General features: G+C 64.5%; 21 protein-coding genes and 1 pseudogene. 15 read left to right on the forward strand and 7 right to left on the reverse strand.

All coding sequences use genetic code 11. From position 1 onward, the window contains the following. The first annotated feature begins 3 nt into the window (after positions 1-3). Positions 4-1137, forward strand: coding sequence for a YbfB/YjiJ family MFS transporter (locus ACUXVA_RS05520; protein ID WP_265083499.1), 1134 nt, complete (start codon positions 4-6; stop codon positions 1135-1137). Here ACUXVA_RS05520 and ACUXVA_RS05525 read toward each other — a convergent pair. The 3 genes from ACUXVA_RS05525 to ACUXVA_RS05535 all read right to left on the reverse strand — a co-directional run bounded on the left by ACUXVA_RS05525 (position 1124) and on the right by ACUXVA_RS05535 (position 3487). Further along, entirely contained in the window at positions 1124-1906 is a 783-nt protein-coding gene (locus ACUXVA_RS05525; protein ID WP_265081179.1) for a molybdopterin-dependent oxidoreductase, read from the reverse strand. The genes ACUXVA_RS05520 and ACUXVA_RS05525 overlap by 14 nt on opposite strands. Before the next feature lie 11 nt (positions 1907-1917). Beyond that, positions 1918-2547 carry a cytochrome b/b6 domain-containing protein gene (locus tag ACUXVA_RS05530; protein WP_265081178.1) on the reverse strand — a complete coding sequence of 210 codons (630 nt, stop codon included), beginning with the start codon at positions 2545-2547 and terminating at the stop codon, positions 1918-1920. A 352-nt stretch (positions 2548-2899) separates the two neighbouring features. Further along, the gene (locus ACUXVA_RS05535; protein ID WP_445491187.1) at positions 2900-3487 is read right to left on the reverse strand and encodes a fasciclin domain-containing protein; all 588 of its coding nucleotides are present in this window, start codon (positions 3485-3487) and stop codon (positions 2900-2902) included. A gap of 292 nt (positions 3488-3779) precedes the next feature. Here ACUXVA_RS05535 and ACUXVA_RS05540 point away from each other — a divergent pair, with 292 nt between their 5' ends. Then, a complete protein-coding gene (locus tag ACUXVA_RS05540; RefSeq protein ID WP_265081177.1) occupies positions 3780-5306 on the forward strand; it encodes a malonate--CoA ligase in 1527 nt (508 codons plus the stop codon). A gap of 19 nt (positions 5307-5325) precedes the next feature. Here ACUXVA_RS05540 and ACUXVA_RS05545 read toward each other — a convergent pair whose 3' ends face one another. After that, positions 5326-6270 carry a cation diffusion facilitator family transporter gene (locus tag ACUXVA_RS05545; protein ID WP_265081176.1) on the reverse strand — a complete coding sequence of 315 codons (945 nt, stop codon included), beginning with the start codon at positions 6268-6270 and terminating at the stop codon, positions 5326-5328. A gap of 216 nt (positions 6271-6486) precedes the next feature. On the opposite strand from ACUXVA_RS05545, the gene ACUXVA_RS05550 reads away from it, so the two are divergent. After that, positions 6487-7539, forward strand: a complete 1053-nt coding sequence (locus tag ACUXVA_RS05550; RefSeq protein WP_445491190.1) for an alpha/beta hydrolase — start codon at positions 6487-6489, stop codon at positions 7537-7539. Between the two features lie 3 nt (positions 7540-7542). Here ACUXVA_RS05550 and ACUXVA_RS05555 read toward each other — a convergent pair whose 3' ends face one another. Continuing rightward, on the reverse strand, positions 7543-8391 hold the full coding sequence (locus tag ACUXVA_RS05555; protein ID WP_445491192.1) for a sulfite exporter TauE/SafE family protein: 849 nt from the start codon (positions 8389-8391) through the stop codon (positions 7543-7545). Positions 8392-8628: 237 nt separating this feature from the next. Between ACUXVA_RS05555 and sdhC the strand changes: the two genes are divergently transcribed. The 5 genes from sdhC (at position 8629) to ACUXVA_RS05580 (ending at position 13308) form a co-directional block, all read left to right on the forward strand. Continuing rightward, positions 8629-9027, forward strand: a complete 399-nt coding sequence (sdhC, locus tag ACUXVA_RS05560) for a succinate dehydrogenase, cytochrome b556 subunit (RefSeq protein WP_265081172.1) — start codon at positions 8629-8631, stop codon at positions 9025-9027. Further along, on the forward strand, positions 9024-9431 hold the full coding sequence (gene sdhD / locus ACUXVA_RS05565; protein ID WP_265081171.1) for a succinate dehydrogenase, hydrophobic membrane anchor protein: 408 nt from the start codon (positions 9024-9026) through the stop codon (positions 9429-9431). The genes sdhC and sdhD overlap by 4 nt, the downstream gene beginning before the upstream one ends. Before the next feature lie 3 nt (positions 9432-9434). Then, on the forward strand, positions 9435-11258 hold the full coding sequence (sdhA, locus tag ACUXVA_RS05570) for a succinate dehydrogenase flavoprotein subunit (protein WP_265081170.1): 1824 nt from the start codon (positions 9435-9437) through the stop codon (positions 11256-11258). A 39-nt stretch (positions 11259-11297) separates the two neighbouring features. Beyond that, positions 11298-12080 (forward strand): succinate dehydrogenase iron-sulfur subunit, encoded by a 783-nt coding sequence (locus tag ACUXVA_RS05575; protein WP_265081169.1) that lies wholly within the window; start codon positions 11298-11300, stop codon positions 12078-12080. A 199-nt stretch (positions 12081-12279) separates the two neighbouring features. Further along, positions 12280-13308: an LLM class flavin-dependent oxidoreductase gene (locus tag ACUXVA_RS05580; protein ID WP_445491195.1), complete on the forward strand. Its 1029-nt coding sequence runs from the start codon at positions 12280-12282 to the stop codon at positions 13306-13308. A gap of 196 nt (positions 13309-13504) precedes the next feature. Here the strand turns inward: ACUXVA_RS05580 and ACUXVA_RS05585 are convergent, their stop codons facing one another. Beyond that, positions 13505-14464 carry an aliphatic sulfonate ABC transporter substrate-binding protein gene (locus tag ACUXVA_RS05585; protein WP_265081168.1) on the reverse strand — a complete coding sequence of 320 codons (960 nt, stop codon included), beginning with the start codon at positions 14462-14464 and terminating at the stop codon, positions 13505-13507. 425 nt (positions 14465-14889) lie between these two features. On the opposite strand from ACUXVA_RS05585, the gene ACUXVA_RS05590 reads away from it, so the two are divergent. The 4 genes and pseudogenes from ACUXVA_RS05590 (at position 14890) to ACUXVA_RS05605 (ending at position 20617) form a co-directional block, all read left to right on the forward strand. Beyond that, complete coding sequence (locus ACUXVA_RS05590) at positions 14890-15804, forward strand: aliphatic sulfonate ABC transporter substrate-binding protein (protein ID WP_265083497.1); 915 nt, start codon at positions 14890-14892, stop codon at positions 15802-15804. Positions 15805-16387: 583 nt separating this feature from the next. Beyond that, positions 16388-18020 (forward strand): annotated as a pseudogene (locus ACUXVA_RS05595) (methyl-accepting chemotaxis protein). Positions 18021-18208: 188 nt separating this feature from the next. After that, complete coding sequence (locus tag ACUXVA_RS05600) at positions 18209-20167, forward strand: ABC transporter ATP-binding protein/permease (RefSeq protein ID WP_445491198.1); 1959 nt, start codon at positions 18209-18211, stop codon at positions 20165-20167. A gap of 63 nt (positions 20168-20230) precedes the next feature. Then, a complete protein-coding gene (locus tag ACUXVA_RS05605; RefSeq protein WP_265081166.1) occupies positions 20231-20617 on the forward strand; it encodes a VOC family protein in 387 nt (128 codons plus the stop codon). Here ACUXVA_RS05605 and ACUXVA_RS05610 read toward each other — a convergent pair whose 3' ends face one another. Then, on the reverse strand, positions 20618-20992 hold the full coding sequence (locus ACUXVA_RS05610) for an MAPEG family protein (protein ID WP_265081165.1): 375 nt from the start codon (positions 20990-20992) through the stop codon (positions 20618-20620). A gap of 121 nt (positions 20993-21113) precedes the next feature. Here ACUXVA_RS05610 and ACUXVA_RS05615 point away from each other — a divergent pair, with 121 nt between their 5' ends. The 3 genes from ACUXVA_RS05615 to ACUXVA_RS05625 all read left to right on the forward strand — a co-directional run bounded on the left by ACUXVA_RS05615 (position 21114) and on the right by ACUXVA_RS05625 (position 23984). Further along, a complete protein-coding gene (locus ACUXVA_RS05615; protein ID WP_265081164.1) occupies positions 21114-21599 on the forward strand; it encodes a pyridoxamine 5'-phosphate oxidase family protein in 486 nt (161 codons plus the stop codon). Then, on the forward strand, positions 21599-21820 hold the full coding sequence (locus ACUXVA_RS05620) for a hypothetical protein (RefSeq protein WP_265081163.1): 222 nt from the start codon (positions 21599-21601) through the stop codon (positions 21818-21820). Before ACUXVA_RS05615 ends, ACUXVA_RS05620 begins: the two co-directional genes overlap by 1 nt. Before the next feature lie 1162 nt (positions 21821-22982). Beyond that, complete coding sequence (locus ACUXVA_RS05625) at positions 22983-23984, forward strand: OmpA family protein (protein ID WP_445491201.1); 1002 nt, start codon at positions 22983-22985, stop codon at positions 23982-23984. Positions 23985-24063: the final 79 nt, after the last annotated feature.

Genomic DNA, 24063 nt, shown 5'->3' on the forward strand with positions numbered 1-24063 from the left:
CTGATGCTGTCGCTGTCCCCGGCGATCGGGCTGGGCGTCGGGCGGTTTGCCTATTCGCTGGTTCTGCCGGATATGCGCGACAGCCTGCACTGGTCCTATTCGGCGGCGGGATTCATGAACACCGTCAACGCCGCCGGTTACCTGGCCGGCGCGCTGGCGGCAGCAAGCCTCGGCAAGCGCTACGGGCTGTTTGCCTTGGTGCGGGCCGGCACGCTCGCTTGCGTGATGTCGCTGCTGCTATGCGGCCTGTCGGCCGATTTTACGGTCCTGAGCGCGGCCCGGCTGCTGGCCGGCTTCGGCGCCGCGGTGGGCTTCGTTGCCGGCGGCACGCTGGCGGCGACCATCGCGCAGCGCACGCCGGCCCGGGCCAGCTTCCTGCTCAGCCTGTTCTATGCCGGGCCCGGCCTGGGCATCCTGGTATCCGGGCTGATGGCCCCGTTCCTGCTGCAGGGGTTCGGAGCCGGATCGTGGTGGATCGTGTGGCTGGCGCTGGCGCTCGTCACCGCAATGCTGACGGTGCCGCTGTTTATCGTCGCCTTCGACGACACGGCCGGACGCCCCGAAGCCACGCCGGCGCCGTTCGCGATCCGGCCGGTATGGATCTATCTGGCCGGCTATTTCCTGTTTGGCGCCGGCTACATCGCCTACATGACCTTCATGATCGCCTACGTCCGCGATCTCGGCGGCGGCGCCGCGGCGCAGAGCGCGTTCTGGTCTCTGATCGGGCTGTCCGCCTTCGTCACGCCATGGGTCTGGCGCGGCGTCCTTGCGCGCGGCCGCGGCGGCAGCGCCACTGCGATCATTCTCGGCGTCAACGCCGTCGGTGCGACCTTGCCCCTGCTTGGTCACTCCGTGTGGTGGCTGGCGGCATCGGCTGCCGTGTTCGGCGTCGCCTTCTTCGCCGTGGTGGCCTCCACGACCGCCTTCGTCCGCTTCAACTATCCGCCGGAGGCGTGGCCCCGGGCGATCGCCGCGGTCACCATCGTGTTCGGCATCGGCCAGATCCTCGGCCCGATCGCCATCGGCGCCCTCACCGACGCCACCGGAAGCCTCACCTCGGCGCTCGTGGTGTCAGCCGCCGCACTGGCCATCGGCGCGGTGGCGGCGGCGTTCCAGAAGCCGCTCAGCTTCCGCTGAAGTCGTTGTAGCCCTGATCTTCCCAGTAGCCGCCCTTGTAGTCGTTGGTGACTTCCATGGAGACCACGTATTTCGGATTCTTGAAGCCGAGCTTTGTCGGCACCCGGATCTTCATCGGGAAGCCATAGGCGCGCAGGAGGATCTTGTTGTCGAACTTGAAGGTCATCTGGGTCTGCGCATGCAGCGCGGTAGGCATGTCGAGCGGGCTCGTATAGCCCTCTGCGCAGCGGAACCAGACATATTTCGCCTTGGTGTCAGCACCGACCAAAGCGAGGAAATCGCGCAGCGGCGTGCCCTGCCATGAGCCGATGGCGCTCCAGCCCTCGACGCAGATGTGGCGGGTGATCTGGCTCACCTCGGGCAGCTTGTAGAGCTCCGGCAGGGTCCATGACTTCTTGTTCTGCACTAGGCCGGAGACCTCGAGTTTCCAGTGTGCGCCATCCACCTCGGGCGCCTCGTCCTCCTGGTAGTAGGCATTGAACGGGAACGGCCGCTTGATGTCCTTTTCCGAAAAGGTCGGCGCCAGTGCGTTGGGATTGAAGATCGCCGCCTGCACGCCATCGTTGAACTTGGAGATCTGCGCCAGCATGCTTTCGGCGGAAAAACTGTCGGAGACGTCGCAGCCGGTGAGAAAGGTCAGCGCGCCCAGGCTGGCGCCCGACGCGATGAAACGGCGCCGCGACAGGTCGGGCATGAGCCGGGTGGCGTCGCGCACCAGCAGATTCTTGTCGACGCCGGGGATGATGAGCGAGCGAATTGTCTTGATCATGTTCGTTCTCCCTAGCGTCCGATGATCATGGCGCGCAGGCTCTTCGGAACCAGCAGCGCCAGCGCGACGTGGATGACGAGAAAGGCGCAGATCAATGCCATCATGGTGAAATGCACGTAGCGGGCGATGTCGTAGCCGCCGAACAACGCGGTGAGGTACTGGAACTGGACCGGCTTCCAGATCGACAGGCCGGACAGCACGATCAGGATGCCAACCACGATGATCCCGGCATAGAGCAGCTTCTGCACGTTGTTATAGCGCGTCAGGTCGTCATGAGAGAGCTTGCCGGTGAGCGCCGCTCTGGCGTCGCCCAGCACGCCCGCCGGCGTGATCGGCAGCAGCTTCCTGCGGAAGCGGCCGGTGGCGAGGCCTGCGACGAGATAGACGAGGCCGTTGATCATCAACAGCCACATTGCCGCGAAATGCCACTGGATCGCGCCGCCGAGCCAGCCGCCCAGGGTAATCGCATGGGAAAAGGTAAAATCGAACAGCGGCGAGGCGTTGTAGATCTGCCAGCCCGACATGATCATCAGCACCATGGCAACGGCGTTGACCCAATGCAGGATGCGCACCCAGGCCGGCTGGATTACCCTGGTGGATGCTGGCGCCGCGTGTTCGTCGGTAGCTGACATGGTCGACATCGGGGAATCCATCGGAAGTGATCGATACGGACAGTTCGTCGGCAATCTAGCATTTGTTACGCGACAGCGAGCCATCCGTTTTTGTGGCGCGCCTCAAACCGATCACGAAAAAGCGAGCCAGGTTGCCCTGGCTCGCTCGTTGCGCGCCCCGTAAGGGACGCACGCGCATCCTGTGGGGACAAGTCAGGGTGCGCAACACACTCCCATGTCATCACCCGCGAAAGCGGGTGATCCAATACACGCTGGACACGCGGCTCCTTCACCGGGACTCGTGTTTACTGGATCGCCCGGTCCTGGCGCGCAATTGCGCGCAGGCCCGGGCGACGACAGTGAGCTTGTCGCTGAACAGATCTTACGCCCTCGGCATCAGCACGGTGTCGACAACGTGGATCACGCCGTTCGACTGGTTGACGTCCGGGATCGTGACGGTCGAGGATCCGCCCTTGGCGTCGACGATCATGACCTTGCCGCCCGAAGCCTTCACGGTCAGCTCTTCGCCTTCCACGGTCTTCAGCTTCTGGCCGTCCTTGAGGTCAGCGGCGTTCAGCTTGCCGGCGACCACATGATAGGTGAGGATCTTCGTCAGTGTCGCCTTGTTCTCGGGCTTCACCAGCGTATCGACGGTGCCGGCCGGCAGCTTGCCGAAGGCGGCGTTGGTCGGGGCGAACACCGTGAACGGACCCTTGCTCTCAAGGGTATCGACCAGGCCGGCGGCCTTCACGGCGGCGACCAGCGTGGTGTGATCCTTGGAATTGACGGCGTTCTGAACGATGTTCTTCGATGGGAACATGGCGGCGCCGCCGACCATCACGGTCTTCTCGCCGGACATTTCGCTCTTCATCATCTTCTTGTCTTCGGCAGATGCGGGGGCCAGCAGGCTGCCGGTGATGGCGAGGGTGCTGAATGCGATGGCCGACAGAAGTGCAATGCGCTTGGACATGGATCGTCTCCCAAATGGATTTCATGATCGGCGGATATTCGCCGATGCGGTGAAGAGGTCGTTACAGCGGCGCAGACTGCTTGGAGGACCGGACTGCGCCGCCGATGCCCGAGCTACGGCAGCGTTTTCGGCCGGTTTCAGCGTAAATTTTTCGCCTTGGCTGAAACTTTCCGGACGCGGCGACGTTCGCGCGACTAAATTGCCTTGGGGGTGGTGTTCTTGCTAATGAAGACGCGTCAGTTTGACGCGACCCTTCGCGGTCGCTCCCCGCCTCGAAAAAATGCGTGACACCATGACCGCTGCATTGAACGCCAATCTGTTTTCCCGCCTGTTCGACGATCTCGACGATGCCACCCGCCTGGCGATCGAAACGCCGGAAGGACTGCGCATCACCTATGGCGACCTGATCGCGCTGTCCGGGCAGATCGCGAATGTGCTGGTGAGCCGTGGCGTCAAGGTTGGCGACCGCGTCGCAGCCCAGACCGAGAAGTCGGTGCCGGGGTTGGTGCTGTATCTCGCCACCGTGCGTGCCGGTGCCGTCTACCTGCCGCTCAACACCGCCTATACGCTCAACGAACTCGATTACTTCATCACCGACGCCGAGCCGTCGCTGATCGTCTGCGATCCCGCCAAGGCCGAGGGTCTTGCCGCAATCGCCGCCAAGGTCGGCGCAAAGGTCGAAACGCTCGGGGCCGACGGCAAGGGATCGCTGACCGAAGCCGCGGCGACGCAGAAGCCGGACTTCACGACGGCGCCGCGCGAAAATGACGATCTGGCCGCGATCCTCTACACGTCGGGCACCACCGGCCGTTCCAAGGGCGCGATGCTGACCCACAACAATCTCGCATCGAACTCGCTGAGCCTGGTCGACTTCTGGCGCTTCACCGACAAGGACGTGCTGATCCACGCGCTGCCGATCTATCACACCCACGGCCTGTTCGTGGCTAGCAACGTCACGCTGTTCGCGCGAGCGTCGATGATCTTCCTGCCCAAGCTCGATCCCGAACTGATCATCAAACTGATGGCGCGCGCCACGGTGCTGATGGGCGTGCCGACCTTCTACACGCGGCTGCTGCAGAGCCCGAACCTGACCAAAGAGTCCACCGCGCATATGCGGCTGTTCATCTCGGGCTCGGCGCCGTTGCTGGCGGAAACCCATCGCGAATGGTTCGCGCGCACCGGCCACGCCGTGCTGGAGCGCTACGGCATGACCGAAACCAACATGAACACCTCGAATCCCTATGACGGCGAGCGCGTGCCCGGCGCCGTCGGCCAGGCGCTGCCCGGCGTTTCGGTGCGCGTCACCGATCCCGAGACCGGCAAGGAGCTGGCCGCCGACACGATCGGCATGATCGAGGTCAAGGGCTCCAACGTGTTCAAGGGCTACTGGCGGATGCCGGAGAAGACCAAGGCGGAATTCCGCGACGACGGCTTCTTCATCACCGGCGACCTCGGCAAGATCGACGCCAAGGGCTACGTGCACATTCTCGGCCGCGGCAAGGACCTGGTGATCTCCGGCGGCTTCAACGTCTATCCGAAGGAAATCGAGAGCGAGATCGACGCCATGCCCGGCGTGACCGAATCCGCTGTCATCGGCGTGCCGCATGCCGACTTCGGCGAGGGCGTCACCGCCGTTGTGGTGACCAACAAGGGCGCCGAGGTCAGCGAAGCCGAAGTGCTCGGCGCGCTCGACGGCCGCATCGCCAAGTTCAAGATGCCGAAGAAGGTGATCTTCGTCGACGACCTGCCGCGCAACACCATGGGCAAAGTGCAGAAGAACGTGCTGCGCGACACCTATGCGGGGATCTACAAGAAATAGAGCCGCTCTCGAGAACCGTTCACACCATGTGATCCGGCGCCAGTGCGCAGGGCGAGTTGGGATCGGTCTCGACTTGGATGGTGGCGTGCTCGATGCCGAAATCGCGATGCAGGCGGCGCGCCACTTCCATCAGCCAGGCGTCGCCCGGCGAACCCGCCGGGATCACCAGGTGGCAGGTCAGCGCGACCTCGGTCGTGCTCATCGGCCAGATGTGCAGGTCGTGAACCTGCACCACACCGCTGCACCGTTCGAGATAATCGCGCACGGCGTGGGGATCGATGCCGCGCGGCACGGCGCTTAGCGACATCGCGGTGGAGTCGCGCAGCAGGCTCCACGTGCCCCAGACGATGACACCGGAAATCACCAGGCTGACTGCCGGATCGAGCCAGTTCCAGCCGGTATAGAGAATGAGCAGACCGGCGAGCACCACGCCGGCCGACACCGCGGCGTCAGCCACCATGTGCAGGTAGGCGCCACGGATGTTGAGGTCGCCCTTGCGGCCCGACGCAAACAGCCAGGCCGTAACGCCATTGATGGCGATGCCGATGCCGGCCACGACCATCACCGTGACTCCGGCCACCGGCTCCGGAACGAGCAGGCGCTGGATGGCCTCCCAGGCGATGGCGCCCACCGCCACCAGCAGGAACACGGCATTGAACAAGGCCGCGAGGATCGACGAGCCGCGCAGTCCATAGGTGAAACGTGGCGAGGGCGCCCGCTTCGACAGGATCGCCGCGGTCCACGCCGCCATCAGGCCAAGCACGTCGGACAGGTTGTGCCCGGCGTCGGCGACCAGCGCCATTGAGCCGGACGTATAGCCATAGATCGCCTCCACCACGACGAAGGCGCTGTTGAGGCCGATGCCGATGGCAAAGGCCGCGCCGAAACTGGCGGGCGCATGCACATGGCCAGCGCCGGGCGCGTGGGTGTGCGGGTGGTCGTGGTCGTGATCATGGGCGTTCATGCCCCGGCATAAACAGCAGAACGGAATCGAATACTATCACGCCCGGCATCACGGCGACGCGGGCGAACGCCGAAGCCTGTTCCGCCTGTTGGAATGGCGCGAAGCACCGCTTGAGTACGCCTGTGCCCTTCATAATGTACGGGCGCGAGACCTCGCCCTCTGCCGCCGGCTCAGCCGCCTGTGCAGCGGAAAGAACAAAAGACTTGGAGGGAGCCCATGAAAACCAGCGGAAAGCTGAAGCCACTCGCCGCCGCGCTGTTGCTGGCCGGACTGGGCCATCCGGCGCTCGCACAGGCGGAAGGCCCTAAGCCGCCGATCGTGCTGGACTCAACGGGTGCTTTTGAAGTCGGGGGCAAGGTCATCAGCAAGCCGGATGACCCCAGCCAGACCCTGTCCTGCGACCACGGTTACGTCGAATATTTCATTCCCGCCAAGCGGCGTAGCGTCGGCCTGATCATGTGGCACAGCTCGAGCACCAAGGTGTGGGAAAACAACTGGGAGGGCGGCGAAGGCTACAAGAGCATTTTCCTGCGCAAGGGCTATCCGGTCTATCTATGGGACGGCCCGCGCGTCGGCCGCGCCAACTGGAGCTGCGAGCCGATCACCTATACGCCCGAGTATTTCGACCAGCGCAACTTTGCCGCCTGGCGGTTCGGTATCACCTATCCGAACTGGCATCCGGGGCTGCAATTCCCCACGGCCAATGCCGAAGCCTGGAACCAGGCGACACGCGCCCGTTACGACGAGTTCGATACGCTCGAGAATGCCTTGCTGCAGGCAGAAGCGGGCGGCCAGGCCATCGACAAGATCGGACCGGTCGTCGCCCTGACCAATTCGGCCGGCGGCTGGCGTGCGCTGTTGTCGGCACTGAAGGCCAAGAGCGGAAACATGAAAGGCATCGTCGCCTACGAGACCCCCGGCTTTGTCTTTCCGGAAGGCGAGGGGCCGGCCCCCGAGCCCAAGGCCCCCTATGGCCCCAATTCCGTGCCGCTGTCGGAGTTCATGAAGCTGACCAAGTTTCCGATCCAGATGGTGTTCGGCGACTACACCGACACGCGTCCGCTCTGGGCAACGTCGGTCAAGCTGGCCCGGACCTTCTGCGAGATCGTCAATCGTCACGGCGGAGATTGCGAAGTCCTGCTGCTCCCGGATGCCGGTCTGCGGGGCAATTCACACATCGCCTTTGCCGATCTCAACAACCAAGCGGTTGCCGACGAGCTGTCAAAATGGCTGCAGCGCAAGGGCCTCGACAAGTTCGCGCAGCCATAGCGCCTACAGCAGCGCGATGACGAAGCGGCTGCCGACGATGAACAGGTAGCAGCCGAAGGCGGTTTCCAGCGTCCGCTTCGACATGGCATGCGCCGCCCTGACACCGAGCGGCGCTACCATCAGGCTGGTCGGCATTACCAGAACGGCGCCGATCAGCGATACGTAGCCCAGTGCGAACGGCCACTGCAGCGGGACCACGGCCGGATAGGCTGCCGCTGCCGGCCATCCGGCATAGACATAGCCGAGCGCGCCGGGGATCGAGATCAGCACTGCCAGTGCTGCGGAGGTCGCCACCGACTGATGGATGGTGCGGCCGTGAAACGTCATCAGCAGATTGGAAAACAGGCCGCCGCCGATGCCCATCAGCGTCGACAGCAGACCGATGACGAAGCCATAGGCCTTCATCAGAGCGCCCTGCGGCATTTCCTCGCCGAGCCGCCAGCTGTCCTTGCCGAGCAACAGCCGCGCAGCTGCCGACCACGCCACCGCCACGAACACGATCTTGAACAGCCGCTCCGGGGCGTAGCGCGCAATCACGCTGCCGAGGACCACGCCGGCCAGCACCGGCAGCCACCATTGCCTGATGATCGCATGATCGACCGCGCCGCGGGCATGATGGGCCCGCCAGGAGCGGATCGAGGTCGGGATGATGATCGCCAGCGAGGTGCCGATGCAGAGCGGCATCCGCACTTCCAGCGGCACGCCGGCGAGGCGGAAGCATTCGTAGAACACCGGCACCAGGATGGCGCCGCCGCCGATCCCGAATACGCCGGCGAGAAAACCCGCGAGGGCACCGACGCCGATCAGCAACACGGCCAGTTCCAGTAGTTGGGAAAGCTCAAGCCCGGCCATGCGATGTTCCGCCCCTGCGCGCTGTACCCTTGTGAATCGCGCTTCACCGGCGATTGCCATCAATACTGGCGGAAGCTGTCAATACCTTCAAATGCAAGCCTCATCCGAAGCTATGAACCTGCATTCGAAAAATGCAATTTCGGCGTTGCACTGGCTGTTTCGACTTCGTAAATAGAATTGCTCTACGCGATCCCCCACGGGCGCTTTCGCTCGCCCGCAAACCTGTCAAAGTTGCTGATGACCGCCAGGATCGAACGCCCGCTTTCGCCGCATTTGCAAGTCTATCGCTGGACCCTGACGATGGCGCTGTCCATCGTGCATCGTGCCACCGGCGTTGCCCTTTATGCCGGCACGCTGCTGCTGGCCTGGTGGCTGATCGCCGCCGCCTCCGGCCCCGCCGCCTACGCCAATGTGCAGGCCTTCACCGGCAGCTTCATCGGCCGCTTCATTGCCTTCGGCTACACTTGGGCGTTGATGCACCATATGCTGAGCGGCGTCCGCCATCTGGTCTGGGATCTCGGCTACGGGTTCAAGGCCTCGGAGCGCGAATGGCTCACCTGGGCGGCGCTGATCGGCGGCATCTCGCTGACCATCGTGCTGTGGCTCGCCGCCTATGCCCTGGGAGCCGGACGATGAGCGCACCTGACACCCATTCCGCCAAATCCATGCGCACGCCGCTCGGCCGCGTCCGCAGCCTCGGTTCGTCGCATTCCGGCACCAGCGATTTCTGGCGCCAGCGCATCACGGCCGTGGCCATGGTGCTGCTGATGATCCCGGTGGTCGTGATCGTGATGATGCTGCTCGGCCGCAACCAGGCCGGCGCCGCACAGATCCTCGGCTCGCCCTTCGTTGCGCTGATCATGCTGTTGTTCATCATTGCCAGCGTCTGGCACATGAAAATCGGCATGCAGGTCGTGCTGGAAGACTATGTGCAGAACGAAAAGCTGAAGCTGGTCTCGATCATGGCCAACAACTTCTTCTCGGCCGCCGTCGCGCTGGCCTCGATCTACGCCATCCTCAAATTGTCATCTGGAGTGTAGCGCATGGCCGCGAACGGCAACGGCGCCAACGGGGCGGGCATCGCCGCCTACCCGATTGAAGATCATACCTACGACGTCGTCGTGGTGGGTGCCGGCGGCGCCGGCCTGCGCGCCGTGGTCGGCTGCGGCGAGGCCGGGCTGCGTACCGCCTGCATCACCAAAGTGTTTCCGACCCGCTCGCACACTGTCGCGGCGCAGGGCGGCATCTCCGCTTCGCTCGGCAACATGCATGCCGACGACTGGCGCTGGCACATGTACGACACCGTCAAGGGGTCGGACTGGCTGGGCGACCAGGATTCCATCGAATACATGGTGCGCAACGCGCCCGACGCCGTCTACGAGCTCGAACACTGGGGCGTGCCGTTCTCGCGCACCGAAGACGGCAAGATCTATCAGCGCCCGTTCGGCGGCATGACGCTGGACTACGGCAAGGGCCAGGCGCAGCGCACCTGCGCCGCCGCCGACCGTACCGGCCACGCCATGCTGCACACCATGTACGGCCAGGCGCTGCGCCACGCCGCCGAGTTCTTCATCGAATACTTCGCCATCGACCTGATCATGGATGACCAGGGCGTCTGCCGCGGCGTCATCGCGCTCAAGCTCGACGACGGCACGCTGCACCGCTTTAAGGCGCAGACCACCATTCTGGCCACTGGCGGCTACGGCCGCGCCTACGCTTCCTGCACCTCGGCGCACACCTGCACCGGCGACGGCGGCGCCATGGCGCTGCGCGCGGGCCTGCCGCTGCAGGACATGGAGTTCGTCCAGTTCCACCCGACCGGCATCTACGGTTCGGGCTGTCTGGTGACCGAAGGTGCCCGCGGCGAAGGCGGCTATCTCGTCAACGCCGAGGGCGAACGCTTCATGGAGCGCTATGCGCCGTCCGCCAAGGATCTCGCCTCCCGCGACGTCGTTTCGCGCGCAATGACCATCGAGATCCGCGAAGGCCGCGGCGTCGGCAAGAAGAAGGATCATATCTTCCTGCACCTCGACCATCTCGATCCCAAGGTACTCGCGGAACGTCTGCCGGGCATTTCCGACTCCGCGCGCATCTTCGCCGGCGTCGACGTCACCAAGCAGCCGATCCCGATCGTGCCGACGGTGCACTACAACATGGGCGGCATCCCGACCAACTTCCACGCCGAGGTCGTCACCAAGAAGGACGGCGACGACAATGCCGTGGTGCAGGGCCTGATGGCGGTCGGCGAAGCCGCCTGCGTCTCGGTGCACGGCGCCAACCGGCTCGGCTCCAACTCGCTGATCGATCTCGTGGTGTTCGGCCGCGCCGCAGCCTTGCGCTGCGCCGAGAAGCTGACGCCCAACGCCAAACAGCCGGACCTGCCGGCCGGTTCCGCCGACAAGGCGCTGAACCGTCTCGACCACTACCGCTATGCCAAGGGCGGCACGCCTACGGCGAAGCTGCGCGAAAACATGCAGCATGTGATGCAGACCAACTGCGCCGTGTTCCGCACCGGCGAGGTCCTGAGCGAAGGCAAGGAGCTGATCCACAAGGTGCACAGCGGCATCGTCGATGTCAGCGTGTCGGATCGTTCGCTGACCTGGAATTCGGACCTGATCGAGACGCTGGAATTCGACAACCTGATCGTTCAGGCCGTCGTTACCATGGACTCGGCGGCCAACCGCACCGAGAGCCGCGGCGCCCATGCCCGCGAGGATTTCTCGGCGCGCGACGACGTCAACTGGATGAAGCATACGCTGGCGTGGCTCGATGGCGGCGGCAAGACCGACATCAAGTATCGCCCGGTGCACGATTACACGATGACCAACGACGTGCAGTACATCCCGCCCAAAGCGCGCGTCTACTAATGACCGCGCGTGTACTGATGACAGCGAAGGCTTGAGACCATGGTCGAGTTCGCACTTCCGAAGAATTCCAAGATCACCGGCGGCAAGGAATGGCCGAAGCCGGCCGGCGCCACCGAGACGCGCGAGTTTCGCGTCTATCGCTGGAATCCCGATGACGGCAAGAATCCGGGCGTCGACACCTATCACATCGACACCAAGGACTGCGGTCCGATGGTGCTCGACGGCCTGATCTGGATCAAGAACAACATCGATCCGACCCTGACCTTCCGCCGCTCCTGCCGCGAAGGCGTGTGCGGCTCCTGCGCCATGAACATCGACGGCCAGAACACGCTGGCCTGCACCATGGCCATGGACGACGTGAAGGATGGCCCGGTGAAGGTCAATCCGCTGCCCCATCAGCCGGTGGTGAAGGACCTGATCCCCGACCTCACCAACTTCTACGCCCAGTACGCCTCGATCGAACCGTGGCTGCAGACCACCACGCCGACCCCGCAGAAGGAATGGAAGCAGAGCCACGCCGACCGCGAGAAACTCGACGGCCTCTACGAATGCATCCTGTGCGCCTGCTGCTCGACCTCGTGCCCGAGCTACTGGTGGAACAGCGACCGCTTCCTCGGCCCGGCCGCCCTCCTTCAGGCCACCCGCTGGGTCAAGGACAGCCGCGACGAAGCCACCGGCCAGCGCCTCGACAATCTCGAGGATCCGTTCCGGTTGTATCGCTGCCACACCATCATGAACTGCGCCAAGGCCTGCCCGAAGGGACTGAACCCCTCCGAAGCCATCGCAGAACTCAAGCTGAAGATGGTCGAGCGCCAGATCTGATCGACGGACGGCTCACCAAATGCCACTGTCATCGCCCGGCCTGCGCGCAATTGCGCGCCAGGACCGGGCGACCCAGTAAACGCGAACGCTTGCGATAGAGCGGCGTTTCCAGCGTGTACTGGGTCACCCGCTTTCGCGGGTGACGACAACCGAGTGTCGTCCGTGCAATGCCCGGCAATGAATTAGACTGAATCCCATCATGGCAGCGCTCGAACTCGGCCTCGACACATTCGGCGACGTGACCAACGACGCCGACGGCACGCCGCTGTCGCACGCGCAGGTGCTGCGCAACCTGGTCGACGAAGCGGTTCTCGCCGACCGCATCGGCATCGATTTCATCGGCATCGGCGAACACCACCGCGCCGACTTCGCGGTGTCCGCGCCCGATGTGGTGCTGGCGGCGATCGCCTCCCGCACCTCGCGCATCCGACTCGGTTCCGCCGTCACCGTGCTTTCTTCCGACGATCCTATCCGGGTGTTTCAACGCTTCTCCACCCTCGATGCGCTGTCGAACGGCCGCGCCGAGGTGATCCTGGGCCGCGGCTCCTTCACCGAATCGTTTCCGCTGTTCGGCTTCGCGCTCGCCGACTACGAAATGCTGTTCGAACAGAAGCTCGACCTGTTCGCGGCCCTGATCCATGAAAAATCCGTCACCTGGGAGGGCAGCATCCGCCCGCCGCTGAAGGACCAGCAAGTGTTCCCGCCGATCGAGGTGGGAACACTGAAGACCTGGATCGGCGTCGGCGGCAGCCCTGAATCCGTGGTGCGGGCGGCGCGCTATAATCTGCCCTTGATGCTGGCGATCATCGGCGGCGATCCGACGCGCTTTGCACCCTATGTGGATCTCTCGAAGCGAGCTTACGCCCAACTTGATCGGCCGGTTCAGCCGATCGGTGTGCATTCGCCGGGCTACGTCGCCGACACCGACGAACTGGCCCGCGAGCGGCTGTGGCCGGACTATAAGATCATGCGCGACCGCATCGGCGCCGAGCGCGGCTGGCCGCCGATGCAGCGCCGGGAGTTCGACCAGGAGGCCGATCACGGCTCGCTCTATGTCGGCTCGCCGGAGACCGTCGCGAAGAAGATCGCCGCGACGGCGAAGGCGCTCGGCCTTTCCCGCTTCGACATGAAGTACTCCGCCGGCGGTTTGTCCCACGAGCGGATCATGCATTGCATCGAGTTGTACGGCACCCGGGTTATCCCGATGGTGCGCGAGATGCTGGGGTAGATCCTTTAAGCTTGCAGGGAACGTACCCCGGATGCTGCGCAACGCGCGGCCCTGGCCGCATGGTGCGCTGCTGATCCGGGGCCCACGCGATCACGCACAAGGACGGGGTCCCGGATCTGCGGAGCGGCATATCGGCGATGCAAGCGCATCGCCTGAGAATGCCGCACCGCGTCCGGGACACGATAGCAAAGCTTCCTCACGATCCCGGCGTCCACCTCCATACGATCTCCTTCACATCGATCGCCTTCGGAATCAGTCCGAGCTTGAAGAAACGATCCGCGGTGGCCTGCTGGCTCGCCACCACCCTGTCGGTGATCGGCGTGACCAGGAACGTCGAACGGTTCACCGCCCGCGTCAGCGCCTCGCTGTCCACGCCGGTGGTCTCATGCAGGCTGGCGACGATCTCGGCGCGGTGCTCGCCCGCCCATTTCGATTCTTCGGCAAAGGTCTGGTTCAGCAACGCGACGATGTCGACGTGCTTGGCGGTGAAGTCGCGGTTGGCCAGGAAGAACGAGTTGGCGTCGTGCACATCCTTCGCGGAAGCGATGACCCGCACCTTGCCTTTCTCCGCTAGCGCCAGATAGGGATCCCAGATCGTCCAGGCGTCGAGGTTGCCGCCGGCGAAGGCCGCCACGGCGTCGGCCGGGCCAAGCGTCACCGGCGTGATCTCCGAATAGGCAATGCCGCCCTTCTCCAGCGCCGCCACCGTCGTGTTGTGCGCGCTCGAGTCCTTGGCAAAGCCGATCTTCTTGCCCTTGAGATCCGCAAGCGTCTTGATCGGCGAGTTCTCCGGCACGATGATCGCCTCATTGGCGCCGGCCGACGGCAGCGCCGCAACGTAAAGCAGGTTGGCGCGCGCAGCCTGCGCGAAAATCGGCGGCGCGTCGCCGGTAAAGCCGAAGTCCACATTGCCTGTGTTGATCGCCTCTAGAATCGGCGGCCCGAACTGGAATTCAACCCACTTCACCTGGATGCCGCGCGACTTCAGCACCTTCTCGAGCGTGCCGCGGGCCTTCACGGCGGGAAAGATGCCGGCCTTCTGGAAGCCGATGCGGACCTCCTTCAACTCCTGCGCCATCGCAGGCAATGCGGCGAGGCCGGAGAATAGCAGCGCGGCCGAAAGGCCGGCGAGGATCGTTCTGCGGGATCTGGACATTTGCTTTCTTGCTCCGTTGCCATTGGCCATGGGGTGAATGCGGCATGACAAAGCTACGCCGGCGCCGCGAGATTATGCTTTCAAAGAAAAGCGCCAACCGACAACGTTTTGTTTTGATAGTTTTGCGGCGCGCGCGTTTACGTCTCTTTGCGGCGCGGGCGCGTGGAGGCGACGGCGGAACTCGCCGGCAATACCGGAGAATGTTTTCGCTACGTGAGGGGCGCTGCGCAGAACAATCGCGCCGTCGCGGTCACAACTACAGTCGGCCGTTCCATTGACTGGCGCTGGTCTGAGTCTAGCCTTCGGTCACCGTCTTCACAGCCCGCAAAGCACAGCCCTTCATGATCACCATCATCCTTGCCAATCTATTCAAACGTATGTCCGAGAGGTCAGCCCTGCTGCCTCTTGCCGCTGCGGCGTCGATCATGTCGGTGCATTTTGCCTGCGCCCAGACGCCTGCCGCCACCGAGACGATCCGGATCGGCTATCAAAAGTCGTCGACACTCACGGCCATCCTGAAAACCAACGGCGACCTCGACAAGGCGCTGGCGCCGCTCGGCATCCGCGTGTCCTGGCATGAGTTCTCAAGCGGTCTGCCGCTGCTAGAGGCAATCAACACCGGCAATATCGATTTCGGCGCTGACGTCGCCGACACCGTACCGATCTTCGCGCAGGCGGCCGGAGCGAAGCTCGCTTATATCGCCGAAGAGGCCGCATCGCCATCGGCGCAGGCGATTCTGGTGCCGGCGGAATCGCCGATCAAGACGCTGGCCGATCTCAAGGGCCGCAAGGTCGCCGTCACCAAGGGCGCCGGCAGCCACTTCCTGCTGCTCGCCGCGCTCGGCAAGGCCGGCCTCAACTTCAAGGAAATCACGCCGGCCTATCTGCCGCCGGCCGACGGCCGCATTGCCTTTGTCGGCGGCAACGTAGATGCCTGGGTGGCATGGGATCCATTCCTCACCAGCGCTCAACGCGCTTCAAATGCACGCGTACTCGCCGACGGCAGCAACGGGCTGGCGAGCTACAAACGCTATTATCTGTCTTCGGCCGCCTATGCCGATCGCCATGGCGATGCGCTCAATGTGATCTATCGCAAGCTCGATGAGACCGGCCAGTGGGTCAAGGCGCATCCGAAGGACGCCGCCGCCCTGCTCGCGCGCCTGTGGGGCATCGATGCCGCCACGGTCGAGGAGGCGAACAGCCACCGCTCCTATCGAGTCGGCACCGTCACTCCGGAAAAGCTCGCCGAACAGCAACGTATCGCCGACGCCTTTCACGCCGAAGGCCTGATACCGGTCAAGGTCAACGCGGCTGATGTAAAACTATGGGCTCCGAAATAGCGTGCTATCAACACAAGCTGAAGATGATCGCGCGCCAGATCGGACGTACAGCGGAATTGACAGGCGGGCAGGCGCGAGCTCCTGACTGATCGGACATCTAGCGGCGCCGTGAATCGATTTGCACGGCGCCGTTATCGTTCGGCAAAATGACGGAACCTCACGTTTCGCATTCAGGCAGAAATCGCCACGACGCGCAGCCGATTCGCGATAGCCACGCATGATCGAGCGGCCGCGCACCTCCGCACGTTGCTGCTCAAGCATTCAAACACCTCGGATTGCATTGCGGTAAGCCCTTATAATACCGTGGGTATTATAAGGCGCGCGCATTAGAGTTAACCGACAGGTAATGACAGCGAGGTACAATTAGTACCAAGTCATACAGGGGGCACTCAGCGTCTGAGCGTGTTGCTCAGACTCCTAGAATGACGACGATCATATTTTATTCGTTTCTCGGCTGCACGAGCCTCGTAGCCGATCTAGCACTGCCCCCATTTCAGCAACGTGCATTCGGAGCCATCAGAAGATGCTGTCCTTTTTCTCCAATCTTAAAATCGCCCAGAAGATCGCAGCAGTTTTCCTGCTGATGACGCTCATTTCGCTGACGGTCAACGGGCTGATCTGGCGCAATGTCTCCACGATGGAAAGCACCTCAGAGCGGATTGACCATACGCACAAGGTCGTCGAACAGATCAACCGCATCGTGGCGGCGATGGTCGACGGCGAAACCGGCGTTCGTGGATACCTCGTATCCGCCAAAGAAGGTTTCCTTGAGCCGTATCTCGCGCACGAGAAGAAATTCTCCGCGGCGGTGGACGAGGCGCGCCGACTGACGTCCGACAATCCGGTTCAGCAGCAGCGCTTTGCCGATATCAGCAAGGCCGCCCAGGGCTGGCGAACCGAGGTTGCTGAAAAGGAAATCGCGCTGATGAAGAATTCGCAGACCCAGACCGAGGCGCGACAGATGGAAGCCGGCGGCGCCGGCAAGAAGTACATGGACGGCATCCGTGAGTTGGCGAGCGCCGCAAGCGACGCCGAAGCCTCGTTGCTGGGCGCCCGTGCCGCTGCCAGCGCTGCGGCCGCCTCTTCGTCCTACACCACCATTGTCGGCGGCGGCGTCGGCATGGTCGCAATTGCGCTCATCGGCCTGTTCACATTGAGCCGCGGCGTTGCCCGCCCGATCGTCACGATGACCGGTGCGATGTCGCAACTTGCCGCCAACGACCTCGAAGCGGCGATTGAAGGCTCGGACCGCCGCGACGAAATCGGTGCGATGGCCAAGGCGGTTCAGGTCTTCAAGGACAATGCCATCCGGGTAAAGGCCCTGGAAGCCGCACAGGCTGAAACGGAACAGGCGAACGCTGCCCGGCGCAAGGCCGAGATGTTCCAGCCGGCGGACGATTTTGAAAGTGCCGTCGGCCGGATCGTGCAGACTGTCTCGTCCTCGTCGACGCAGCTCGAGAGCGCCGCCGGCACATTGTCGAAGAATGCCGATCGCGCGCAGGAGCAGACCACGATGGTTTCGGCCGCATCGGAAGAAGCCTCGACCAATGTGCAGTCGGTTGCTTCAGCGACCGAGGAAATGACGTCGTCGGTCAACGAGATCAGCCGCCAGGTCCAGGAGTCGGCCCACATCGCCCGCGAAGCCGTGGAGCAGGCACGCAAGACCAACAGCCGCGTCAGCGAACTCGCAAAGGCGGCTGCCCGTATCGGTGACGTCGTCGAACTGATCAACACCATCGCCGGTCAGACCAACCTGCTGGCGTTGAACGCCACCATCGAGGCAGCGCGTGCCGGCGAGGCCGGACGGGGCTTCGCGGTCGTGGCGTCCGAGGTCAAGGCCCTGGCGGAACAGACCGCCAAGGCCACCGGCGAGATCAGCCAGCAGATCACCGGCATCCAGGGCGCGACGCAGGAATCCGTCGATCTCGATCAAGGAGATCGGCGACACCATCGGCAGGATGTCTGAAATCGCTTCGACCATCGCATCCGCGGTCGAGGAACAGGGCGCGGCGACCCAGGAGATCTCCCGCAACGTCCAGCAGGCTGCGCAGGGAACCCATCAGGTTTCGTCGAACATCACCGACATTCAGCGCGGTGCCGGAGAGACCGGGGCGGCCTCTGCCCAGGTGCTGTCGGCAGCGCAATCGCTGTCAGGGGAAAGCGGCCGGTTGCGCGATGAGGTCGGCAAGTTCCTGAGCACCATCCGCGCCGCCTGACGCGGGGCACAGCACAGCAGCTTCAAGCGGGCGCCCCTCCGGCGCCCGCTTTTGTTTGAGGGCCACAGGCGCGGACCGGCACGGCGTGCCGTCAGCCACGCAGCAGCTCGTCAAATCTGCGAGGGAACCTGACGCACGAACTCCGGGAACCCGATGGAACCTTCTGATATCGTTCGCGTTGTTCGCGCATGAACAAACATTCTCCGAACGATTCCGCTTCTCCCTCCCCCGCGACCATCGTTGAAGTGGTTGCCGAGACGGGCAAGCAGGTCGAGCCACCGCCGCCGGAATTGCTGGAGCCTGATCCCGACCTGACTCCTGAAGAAGCGGAACAGGCGCGGAAAGATTATCTGCTGACGCGGTTCTGGATCAGCGCCAAGGGATTCTGGGGCGCTGCGGGCGACAAGCTGGCCTGGGCGTTTTCGATCGGCTTGCTGTTGCTGATCGTCACCAATGTCGGCTTCCAGTACGGCATCAACGTCTGGAACCGGTCCATTTTTGACGCGATCGAGAAGCGCGACGCCGCGAGCGTCTGGCATCTGACCGGCATCTTCTTTCCACTGGCCATCGGCAGCGTGCTGCTGGGAGTCGGCCAGGTCTATGTGCGGATGTGGCTGCAGCGGAACTGGCGCGCATGGCTGACCAACTCGGTGGTGTCGCGCTGGCTGACCTCGGGTCGCTACTACCAGCTCAATCTGGTCAGCGGCGATCATCAGAACCCGGAATATCGCATCGCCGAGGACCTGCGCGTCGCCACCGATTCGCCGATCGACTTTGCCTCCGGCGTGGTCTCGGCGTTTCTCTCGGCGACGACCTTCATCGTGGTGCTGTGGACCATCGGCGGCGCGCTAACGCTGACATGGGGCGGCTCGACCGTCACCGTTCCCGGCTTCCTGGTGATCGCAGCCGTGCTTTACGCAGGCATCGCCTCCGGCTCGATCATGGTGATCGGCCGCGCCTTCGTACAGACCTCCGAAGACAAGAATCAGGCCGAGGCGGAGTATCGCTACGCGCTGACGCGCGTCCGCGAGAACGGCGAGAGCATCGCGCTGCTCGGCGGCGAAGAGGAAGAACGCGCCGGCATCGACAAGACCTTCGGCAATACGCTGCGCCAGTGGGCCCGCCTGGCGCACCAGCACATGCGCACCACGCTGGTGTCGCAGGGATCCGGCCTGATCGCGCCGGTGGTCCCGCTTCTACTCTGCGCGCCAAAATTTCTTGAGGGCAGCATGTCGCTGGGGCAGGTGATGCAGGCGGCCAGCGCCTTCACCATCGTGCAGGCGGCGTTCGGCTGGTTGGTCGACAACTATCCGCGGCTTGCCGACTGGAATGCCTGCGCGCGGCGCATCGCCTCGCTGATGATGTCGCTCGACGGGCTGGAGCGCGCCGAGCGCGGCGATGGCATCGGCCGCATCACGCGCGGCGAAACCACCGGCGACACCGCGCTCAGCCTGCACGATCTCTCGGTGACCCTCGACGACGGTACCGCCGTGGTCGGCGACACCGAAGTCAAGATCGAGCCCGGCGAGCGCCTGCTGGTGGCCGGCGAGTCCGGCACCGGCAAGAGCACGCTGGTGCGCGCCATTGCCGGTCTGTGGCCGTGGGGCGGCGGCAGCATCAATTTCCATCCCGACCGCCGGCTGTTCATGCTGCCACAGAAGCCCTACGTGCCATCCGGCACGCTGCGCCGCGCCGCCGCCTATCCGGCTGCCGCAGAGGATTGGAGCGTCGAGGAGATCGGCCGCGCGCTCGACAAGGTTGGGCTCGGCCATCTCAAGGAGAAGCTCGAGGAAGACGCGCCATGGGACCAGACCCTGTCCGGCGGCGAGAAGCAGCGACTGGCCTTCGCACGGCTGTTCCTGCACAGCCCCGATATCATCGTGCTGGACGAGGCGACCTCGGCGCTCGACGCCAAGAGCCAGGACAAGATGATGGAGCTGCTCACCGAGGAACTGCCCAACGCGACCGTGGTCTCCGTGGCCCATCGCGAAGAGCTCGAAGTCTTCCACAGTCGCAAGATCGTGCTGGAACGTCGCAAGGGCGGCGCCAAGCTCGTCAGCGACATCGAGCTGGTGCCGCGCAAAAGCAAGCGGAAGCTGCTCGGCCGGTTTCTGCGGGGCCGCAAGGCACCGACGAAGGCCGCGTGATTGCCGTTGTCTGTGGGGCGGGAATCGACTTAGGATTTCGGTTCAGAAGCGAGGTGGTTGCTGATGCTCGACCATATCGGTTTTTCGGTTTCCGACTACGAGCGTGCCAAGGAATTCTACGTCCGTGCGCTGGCGCCGCTGGGCTATGGCGTGGCCATGGAAGTCACCGAAGAGGAAACCGGCGACTATGCCGCCGCGGGCTTTGGCGCCAATGGCAAGCCGGATTTCTGGATCAGCGGTCAGGGCGCGATCAACATTCCCGTGCACATCGCCCTTGTCGCCAAGGATCGCGCCACGGTCGATGCGTTCTATCAAGCCGCGATGGCTGCGGGCGGCACCGACAACGGCCCGCCCGGCATCCGCGCCCATTATCATCCGAACTACTACGGCGCCTTCGTGCGCGATCCCGACGGCCATAACATCGAAGCCGTCTGCCACGCGCCGGCGTAGCTACTTGAACGCCGGCAGCACGAAGATCGCGATGTTGACGAACAGCGCTCCGGCATAGGCCATCGAGCGCAGGCTGGGCTTGTCCGCGACATAAAGCAGCCCGTGGGCAACGCGGAAGGCGATGTACAGCACCGCGAGCCAGTCCACCACGCCCGGGCTGGCGCCGAAGCTTAGCGCCGCCATCACCGCCACGGCGAAGAACGGAAAATTCTCGTAGGCATTCTGGTGCGCGGCATAAGCGCGGCGCTTGGCGCCGTCGAGCCGGTCCGCGTCGTCGCGCGGCGCGTTGTTGTCACGCGATCCCGATTTGGCATAGCCGACCCAGACCAGCGGCAGCAGCGCCGCAATCAAAATACACCAATAGGCAACCGGCATTGCACCCTCCCCTGCTTCATCCATGTGATGCGAGGTTCCTTGATCGCTGTCAAACGATGTTCGCGGAACCTCGTCGCCGCCGCGCCGTTATGCCTCCGACCGTCACAGGAGAATGCACATCATGGCCACCGACACCGCCGCCGACATCGACCGTACCTGGGAGTTGATGAAGAAGATTGGCTTCGCCATGCTGGTAACCCATGACGGCGACAAGTTGCGTGCCCGACCGATGGCCGCGCATGTGGATCGCGACGCCAACACCATCTATTTCCTGACCGATGCCCGTCGTCACAAAGACGAGGAGATTGCACGCAATCCCAACATCAATCTGTCCTTTGCGGACGCTAGTGACCAGAAGTATGTCTCGGTCACCGGCACCGCCGAAGTCTCCAATGACCGGGCCAAGATAAAAGAGCTGTTCTCGATGCCGGCAAAAGCCTGGTGGGACAGCGCCGAAGATCCCAACATCCGCGTGCTCAAGGTCACCCCTGACGATGCGGAGTTCTGGGATTCGCCGGGCTCGGCAATCAGCTATGTGAAGATGGCGGCGGCGGCTGTCACCGGCACGCGGCCGGACATCGGGACCAACCGCAAGGTTGCGATCTGATGGTCGGCCCGGTCGAGGACCCGCCCATCCAACCTGGCAAGCCGACGGAGCCGCCGCAGGAACAGCCGCCGGGAAATCCGCGACCCGAAATTCCTCCTCCGGTCCGCGAGCCCGGCGAGCCGCAACTGCCGGACGAATTGCCGGGCTATCAGCCTGAGGAAATTCCGGAGCGCGGACCCGACATCAATCCCGGGCCGCCCGAGCAACCCGCGACGATGTAGTTCGGCATGACAAGCGACGGCCTGAATGCGCAATGAACGAAGCGCATTCGGGCCGTTGTCATATCAGAAATAAAAGCTGACCGCGTCGGATGGGGTGCCACACTGCGGCCTTACCATTGTCAGTTGATTGCTCGCTGCGCCGGTGTGCGACCACCAGCGCTCGTTAGAATTTTCCAGAGGACTTCAGTTCATCATGACAAAAATTCGCCTCGTACTACTGGCCACGACAGCGCTCAGCGTTGCGTCGTTCGCAGCACCCGCTTTGCATGCGACGCAAACCGATGCATCGTTTGTAGTTGCACAGGCCGCGCCACCGGCACCCGAGGGAGAGCCGAAAGGTGAACCGAAGGCACCTCCGAAAGCCCCGCCGGCTGCAGCACCGCGTCCTGCTGCTCCTCCGGCTGCTGCGCCGCCGCGCCCTGCCGAGGCACCGCGTCCCGCACCACCGGCAGCCGAACGTCCGCCTGCGCCTGCCGCTGCGCCGGAACGCCCCAAACCGCCAGCGGCCGAGCCGCCGCGTCCTCCTGCGCCGCCGGCCGCCGAGCGCCCCGCACCGACGCCTCCGGCTGCGGAGCGTCCGCGCCCGGTGACACCGCCCGCCGCACCCGAACGTCCAGCTCCGCCCGCCGCGGCGCCCAAACCTGCGACGCCAACGCCACCCGCTGCACCGACGCCGCCCGCCGCACGGCAGACCCCGGCTGCAGTCGCGCCTGCTGCCAAGCCTGAAGCTCCTGGTGCCAAACCAGCAGCCCCCGCTCCCGCCGCCGCTGCGCCCGAACCCGATCGCCCCGCACCTGGTGCCGGCCGCCCCGGACGTCCCGGTGAGCCAGAGTCCGGTCGCCCCGAGCGCGACCGCAACGGCCCGCGCGGTCCTGCAGGGCCGAATGGCGCAGCCGCACCTGCTCCCGGCACGCCGGCGGCAACCGCTCCCGGCACCCCTCCCGCGGCTCCTGCAGCGCCGAACGCTGCCCCGCCAGCGCCGGCTGCTCGTACGCCTGGTGCGCCGGCGACCGCTCCAGGTGCGGCAGCTCCTGCAGCACCCAGCGCCGTTGCGCCCGGTGCCGCAGCGCCGGCCGCGGTAGCACCCGCCGCGCCTGCCGCAGGGGCGCCCGCCGCCGATCCCAGCTTCCAGCAGCGCCGCGAGCTGCAGAAACAGTCGACGTTGCCGCCCGGCGCACCGGTAGCGCCCGTTGCACCGCCCGCCGCAGCGCCGATCCCGGCGGCGCCCCCGCCGGCCCAGGCACTGGCTCCGATCGCGCCGGGTGCTCAGGCTCCAGGTCCGCGCAACATCACCGAATTCCGCGGCCAGCGTGTCGAGCGTCGCGAGGGCGGACGTACGGTGTTCACCGAACCCGGTCGCATCATCGTGCAGGATCCGAACGGGCAGTCGTTCATCCGGCACGACGAGATGGATCGCTTCCGCTACGGCGCACGCGATATTCGCGTCGAGCGCGACGGCGCCGATTCCCGCACGATCGTGATCCGTCCGGATGGATCGCAGATCATCACCGTCACCGGCCGCGACGGCCAGCTGCTGCGCCGCATCCGCCGCGACGACCGGGGCCGCGAGGTGATCATCATCGACAACACCTATCGCGATCCCCAGGCGATCGGTGGCTTCTATGTCGACCTGCCGCCGCCGGTGATCCGCATCCCGCGCGACCGCTACATCGTGGAGTCGGAAGATGCATCGCCGGAGCTCATCTACGACACCATGCTGGCGCCGCCGGTGGAACGCGTGCCACGACGCTTCTCGCTGGACGAGATTCGCTACAGCCCGTCGGTGCGGCAGCTGATGCCGTCGATCGACCTCGACACCATCAACTTCGCAACCGGGTCGTGGGATATCGCCCCCGACCAGGCGGCCAAGTTGCAGGCCATCGCGGACGGCCTCAACAAGGCGATCTCGCGCAATCCGAAGGAGGTCTTCCTGATCGAAGGTCACACCGACGCGGTCGGCTCGGACGTCGACAACCTGTCGCTCTCTGACCGTCGCGCCCAGGCCGCCGCCGAATTGCTGACCCGGCAGTTCCAGGTGCCCGAAGAGAACCTGACGTCGCAGGGCTATGGCGAGCAGTATCTGAAGGTGCCGACGGACGGCCCGGAACGCCGCAACCGCCGCGTCACCATCCGCCGCATCACGCCGCTGCTAAACGGCGGATAGGCGTCATTGCCGCCGCCGCCGGCCGGCATCGCGCCGCCACGCTGATCGGCTGGATTAAGAAAATGGCCGGGAGCAATCC

It is taken from the genome of Rhodopseudomonas sp. RCAM05734, from assembly GCF_052658035.1.